Source organism: Streptomyces sp. CRN 30, assembly GCF_034105845.1.
In genome coordinates this window covers 1-6,572 of sequence record NZ_JAVRHI010000197.1, presented here as the reverse complement: position 1 = coordinate 6,572, position 6,572 = coordinate 1, and the positions used below count along the sequence as shown (strand labels likewise).

Sequence of the window (6,572 nt, the reverse complement as noted above, 5' to 3'; positions counted from 1 at the left end):
GGCGGCCGAGAAGGCGGGCGCCGGCGCCGCTGGCGAGGACCACCTCGTCGCGCTCGCCGCCGCGCGGATCGCCCTGCTCGGCTCGGCGCACGACGCGCTCGGCGCCCGCGTCGACGAGATCACCGGCCGGCCGGGAGCCGGGGAGCCGCCTGCCGGGACCAGGGGCGAGGAACACGCGGCGAACCTCCGTTCCGCCGCCCGCGGTTGGCTGGCCGACCTCGTCCGGGCCGGCTGGCGCGGTATCGATCAGGACCTGGTCGCCGGGGCCGCGCCCGTCGTCGCCGCGCTGCTGCCCGACCCGGCGCTGCGCCGGCTCGCCACGCTGCTCGACGGGTTCGCCGCCGAACTCGCCGCATCGTGCCCGGGAGCGACCCTGGAGCGCGTCCCGGTACGCCGGTGGGCCGACCTGTGGTCGCGCGGGCTGCTGCTGACCGTGCCCGGCGCGGACACCGCCCCGGTGACGACGGAGGCGACCGGCCGGCTGCTGCCGCTCGGCGTCGACGTGCAGGAACACGCCACCGCCGTCCAGGCCCAGGTGCACGCCGTGTTCGAGCCCGCCGACGGCGGGACGGCCCGGCTGGTGCGGGCCTCCGTCTCCGCGCCCAAGCCGGACACCGTCGTCGGGGCGGGGCTGTGGCAGCTGCTCCGGCCGCACATGTCGCTGCTGGCGGCGGTCGGCGAAGGCCGGGCGATGGAGCTCGACGCGATGCCCGTCACCGACGCGGGCGACCTGATCTGGGACGACGCGCGGGCCCGCGCGGGTGAGGCCGCCGACGCCTTCGCCACCGCCCGGGTGGCGCTGCCGGCCGCCGTGCCCTTCCCGACGGCGCCGCTCGACCGGCACCCGGCGCGGATCGCCGTGCCGGTGCTGCTGGAGGGGTACGCCGCCGTACGGGAGGAGGAGGACGGCGCGGTCGCCTTCGAGGTCGCCGGGCGGCGTCTCGCCGTCGACACGGCCCGGGTACCGGCCGCCGGTCCGCTGACGCCGGAGGCCGTCGCCGCGTCCACCGCGTGCCTGGGGCTGCTGCGCTGGGACGCCGGGGAGTTCCTGCTCCAGCCGCTCGCCGTGGAGAAGACGGTGCGGAAGAAGCCGGTCGCCGTGCACGCGGGCGCCTGGGCGGGCGGTACGGCCGACAAGGCGGGGGTGCGGGCGGAGAAGGCCGCCACGGACGCGGTGACGGTACTGCGTGAGCGCGCCGGAAAGCTGCTGCGCAAGTGACCGGGCCCACAACGGGACAGACTCCCGCCCCCGAACCCGCTCCCTCGGCCGGCCCCGTCCCCTCAGCCGACCCCAACCCCTCCGGCGGCCCCGTCCCCGACGCCGGTGAGAACCGGCGGCAGGTGTTGTACTGGCGGCTGCTCGCGCGGCTCTTCGACTCCGAGGAGCAGGCCGGGCTTGAGGCGGCGAGTCTCGCCGTCGTGGAGGACATCGGGCTGCCGCCCGCCCTGCTCGACCCGGACGCCTCCGTCGACTCCGTCGTGCAGCGCCACCCCGAGCTGGCCGACGCGTTCGACGGCCTGATGACCCCCGAGCCGGAGGAGGACGGCTCCCGCGACCGGGCCGCCGAGGTCCGCCGCGCCGCCCTCGCCTCCAAGGTGCTGCTCAACGTCTTCGCCACCCGCCCCGGCGCGGTCACCGCCGGTCAGCTCGCGCAGTGGCAGGCCGACGCGGGCTGGCTGGAGCGGGCGCTGGGCTGCCGCCCCGGCGAGCTGCGCGGCGGACGCGGGAGCACCGGCGGCGGAGGCCGCCCAGGCGCCGGCGTCAGCCCGACCGGCACCGGCTTCGGCGGTCCCACGCCCGACCTGACCCGCCTCGTGCCCCCGATCGGACCCGACCTCAACGACATCGAGGCCGGCCTGGTGCGGCGGATGCGGCTGCGCGAGGTGCTCGCCGACCCGCGACTGGCGGCGCGGCTCACCCCGAGCATGTCTCTGATCGAGCAGCTCCTGCGCGACAAGGACAACCTCTCCGGCGTGGCCCTCGCCAACGCCAAGTCCCTCATCCGCCGCTATGTCGACGAGGTCGGCGCGGTGCTGCGCACCCAGGTGGAGAAGGCCACGGTCGGCGAACTCGACCGTTCCGTCCCGCCGAAGCGCGTCTACCGCAACCTCGACATCGACCGCACCATCTGGAAGAACCTCACCAACTGGGACCCGCAGGAGGAGCGGCTCTACGTCGACCGCCTCTACTACCGGCACACCAGCCGCAAGACGACCCCGCAGCGCCTGATCGTGGTCGTGGACCAGTCGGGCTCCATGGTCGACTCGATGGTCAACTGCACCATCCTCGCGTCCATCTTCGCCGGACTGCCGAAGGTCGACGTACACCTCATCGCCTACGACACGCAGGCGCTGGACCTGACACCGTGGGCGCACGACCCGTTCGAGACGCTGCTGCGCACCAAGCTCGGCGGCGGTACCGACGGCACGGTGGCGATGGCGCTCGCCCAGCCGAAGATCGCCGAACCGCGCAACACGGTCGTGGTGTGGATCTCCGACTTCTACGAGTGGCGGCACACCGAGCTGTTCGAGTCCATGGCGGCCGTGCACCGCTCGGGGGCGAAGTTCATACCCGTCGGCTCGGTGACGAGCGCCGGTCGCGGCAGCGTCAACCCGTGGTTCCGGGAGAAGTTCAAGGACCTCGGAACTCCGGTGATCTCCGGGCACATCAAGAAGCTCGTGCACGAGCTGAAGACGTTCCTCACCTGAGCCGCCCGCTCGCTCTCCTCCTCTTTCCTTCCCACCTCCTTCACGAAGGGCCATGTCCTCATGTCCGACCTGCTGCGCGCCCCCGCCGAGATCAAGTACGCCGAGGAACTCGACTGGCTGGAGTCGATCGACGACAACCCCAAGCCGTTCTCGTGGCGCCTGTCGCCGAAGATGGTGCGGCTGTTCGTCCTCGGCTCCGAGCGGGCCGACGGCCTGGACCGCGAGGTGGCGCAGAAGTGGTTCGGCGACCGCAGCTTCGTGGAGCGTTCGATCGTCACGCTCGCCTCCGACCGCGGTCTGCTCCTCATCGGCGATCCGGGGACGGGCAAGAGCTGGCTGGCCGAGCTGCTGTCCGCCGCGATCTCCCGCAACTCCACGCTGGTGGTGCAGGGCACGGCCGGCACCACCGAGGACCACATCAAGTACTCGTGGAACGTCTCCATGGTCATCGCCAAGGGCCAGTCGCGGGAGTCGATGATCCCCTCTCCGATCATGACCGCGATGGAGACGGGCGCCATCGGCCGCTTCGAGGAGCTGACCCGCTCCACGAGCGACGTCCAGGACGCGCTCATCTCGATCCTGTCCGAGAAGTACATCTCGGTCCCCGAGCTGGGCAGTGACGCCGACAGCGACAACATCGTCTTCGCCAAGCCGGGCTTCTCGATCATCGCCACGGCCAACAGCCGCGACCGGGGTGTCAACGACCTGTCGTCCGCCCTGAAGCGCCGCTTCAACTTCGTCCGCATCCCGGTGGTGACGAACAAGAAGAGCGAGGCGGAGATCGTCCGGTTCCGCACCGAGGAGCTGCTGCGCCGCCACTCGATCGAGCTGGACGTGCCGCCGACCCTGCTCGACGTGCTGCTGCGGAGCTTCGCCGACCTGCGGGCGTCCGCGGCGGCCGCCGGCAGCGACGACGAGAAGCTGGAGTCCGCGCTGTCCACGGCCGAGCAGATCGGCGTGCTGGAGGACGCCGTCCTGCACGGCAACTTCTTCGGGGAGCGCGCCCTGACCGCCCGTACGCTCGCCTCCTCGCTGGTCGGTTCCCTCACCCGGCGCGAGCCCGAGGACCTCGCCATCCTCAACAAGTACCTGCACGGTGTCGTCGAGCCGCGCAGCAAGGCCGAGGGCGGGGACTGGCCGGAGTTCCTCGACGGCGGCCGCGACGCGATCGCCACCCTGTCGTGAGCGCCGATCGAGGCACCTCGTTCGGTGCGCTGCGGGACGAACTGACCGCGGCGGCGACCGAGTTCGCGGGCGGTCCGGACGCCCTGGAGGGCATCCTGCTCGGCATGGTCGACGACGTCGACCGCGCGGCGCGCGAGCCGCTGGAGATCTTCCCCGTCTGCCACCACTCCCCCGCCTCCGCCCTCGCCATGGCCCGCCGCCTGCGCGAGAAGCAGCCGAAGGTGGTGTACCTGGAGCTGTGCGAGGACATGGCGCCGCTCCTGACCGAGCTACGCAACTGCCGGCTGCCGGTGGCGGTGCAGGCGTTCGCCGGGGACGTCGACGGGTTCCCCGCCGACTGGGCGCCGCTGTCGGTCGTCGCCCCGGTCACCGAGGCGTCCGCCGAGTACCAGGCGATCGCCTACGCGCTGGACACCCCCGGCGTCGAACTGGTCCTGGTCGACCGTTCCTCGGACCACGTCTTCCAGTGGGACCCGCGCGGCGAGGGCACGGCGGAGACCGCCGAGGGCGACCCCGCCGCGCCGGTGGACGAGGAGAGCGGGCTGCACGGCGAGGCCGTCGGTGTCGAGATCGGCGACCTGCGGCCGCGCTTCGCGGAGCTGGAGGAGCACCTCCTGCGCCACGGCAAGGTGCGGCACTGGTCGGAGTGGTGGCACCAGTACGTCGAGGTGCCGCTCGGCGGCAGCGGCCATGACACCTACCGCCAGGTGATGTTCCTCGTCGGCAGCCTGTTCCGGCGGCTCGCCCCCGGGGACGCCGACCGGGTCCGGGTGGACGAGGACCGTGAGCGGTACATGTGGACCCGGATGCGTGAACACCTCGCGGCCACCGGGGCGGACCCCGAGGACTGCCTGTACGTCTGCGGCGCCTTCCACGCGGCCAGCCGTGTCGAGGAGTTCGGGGTGGCGGGCGCCGACACCTTCGAGATCTCCCCGCGTACGGCGACGACCTGGCAGTACGGTCTGATCCCGTCCAGCAACGCCGCGATCGAGGCGCAGTTCGGGCTGGTGTCCGGCTCGGTGTCGATCGCGGCGACGGAGTGGACGAAGGCCCTCAGGCGCACCCGGGTGAAGCCCTACCGGCTGGCCGGGCAGGCGGGCGCCGGGAAGACGGCGGCCAGGAAGACCGCCGCGAAGACCGCCGTCTCGGCCCCGGCGGTCCCTCCCCCGGGCTCCCGGGACCCCCGTGACCCGGCCGCCGGCACCGACCGGCTCTCCGGTTTCCTCCGCGAGCCGCCCGTCCTCGACATCCTCGACGAGGCCGAACTGCTCGGCTGGTCCGTGGAGATCGTGCGCGCCGCCCGCCGCAGCGGCTACCTGGCCTCCACCGCGGACGCCATCGCCGTCTTCGAGACGTCGATCCTCCTCGCCGGGATGCGGGACCGGGCCAAGCCCACCCCGTACGACTTCCAGGACGCGGCGGTCACCTGCATCGAGAAGGACAGCGTGCCCGGCCGGCGGGACGTGCGGCGGCTGGTCGAGATCATGATGGGCGGCGACCGGATCGGGCAGGTCGGCTACGACGCGCTGCCTCCGCTCGCCCGCGACGTCTACGACCGGCTCGAACCGCTGGGGCTGAAGCTGCGACAGCGCGGTGTGCAGCGGGCCCTGCTGGACCTGACGTCCCGGCCGGAGCTGGGGCGCTGTTCCGACGTGCTGTGGATGCTGCGGCGGCTGCTGCCGCACGGCGCCGCCCGGACCGTCATGGGTGAGCGGCGGCTCGGCGAGCGGTCGATCCAGGAGTCCTGGGACCTCGCGCTCGGCACCCACCAGCGGGCGCTGATCGAGCTGGGCTACGAGGGCGTCAGCCTGGAGCAGGTCCTGGAGCAGCGGCTGCGCCGCGAGGCGTACGGGCCGCGGGCGACCGCGGCGACGGTGCTGGCGGCGGTGGAGGACGCGACGCTGTACCTGAACAGCCGCCGTCTCGCCGACGAACTGGGCACCCACGCGCTGAAGGTGCTCGCCGCCGAGCGCAGCGTCGACGGCGCCCCGGAGGTACTGCGCCGGGTACGGGCGCTGCTGGCGTACTACCGCACCAGTGAGCCGTCGCTGCCGTCGTGGATCGAGGAGTTCGCCAAGACCGGTTACGCCCACTACTGCACGCTGCTGCCCACCGCGTTCCGCGACGAGGACGCGAGAGTGGGCCAGGTGGCGGCGATGCTCGGGTTCCTGTTCAGCATGGAGAGCCTGGCGCTGTCCCTGGGCTGCGACCGGGCGCAGCTGGAGCTGGCCGTCGCCCAGTCGCACCCCGACGAGCCGGAGAAGACGGCCCTGCTGTGGGCGGCACAGGCACAGCTCGGCACCCTGTCCCGCGCCGAGCTGCGGTCCCGGTGCGCGGAACTGCTCGACAACCCGCTGGTGGTGCCCGCCTATCCGCGCTACCTGAGCGGGTTCGTGCACGCGCTGGAGCCCGTGCCGGGGCTGGCGGACGTCGTGGTGGAGGCGGTGTCGAACGCCTTCGGCCGGCTCCCGGACGCGGTCCTTCTGCCGTGGCTGCCGCTGCTGATCACCACCCTGCGCTCCGGCGCGGCGGACCTCGCGCCGCTGCTGATCCGCGAGGCGGGCCGGATCTTCCCGGCCCGGCTGGCGGAGCTGGACACGTGGATACCGCCGTGGCGGGCGCCGCTGCCGGAACCGTCCGCCGTCCGGCGCGCGGGGTCGGCGGGCCCGGCGGCCCCG

General features: G+C 73.3%; 4 protein-coding genes. All 4 read left to right on the top strand.

Annotated features, from left to right (window positions below; translation table 11 throughout):
- Positions 1–1,219: hypothetical protein (locus tag UW392_RS20880; RefSeq protein ID WP_320776569.1), on the top strand; the 1,219-nt coding region annotated here is incomplete at its 5' end.
- Entirely contained in the window at positions 1,216–2,709 is a 1,494-nt protein-coding gene (locus UW392_RS20875) for a vWA domain-containing protein (RefSeq protein ID WP_414496496.1), read from the top strand. The genes UW392_RS20880 and UW392_RS20875, both read left to right, overlap by 4 nt.
- Before the next feature lie 60 nt (positions 2,710–2,769).
- Complete coding sequence (locus tag UW392_RS20870; RefSeq protein WP_320776568.1) at positions 2,770–3,894, top strand: AAA family ATPase; 1,125 nt, start codon at positions 2,770–2,772, stop codon at positions 3,892–3,894.
- Positions 3,895–3,998: 104 nt separating this feature from the next.
- Positions 3,999–6,572 (top strand): DUF5682 family protein (locus UW392_RS20865; protein WP_320776570.1); only part of this gene is annotated, 2,574 nt, incomplete at its 3' end.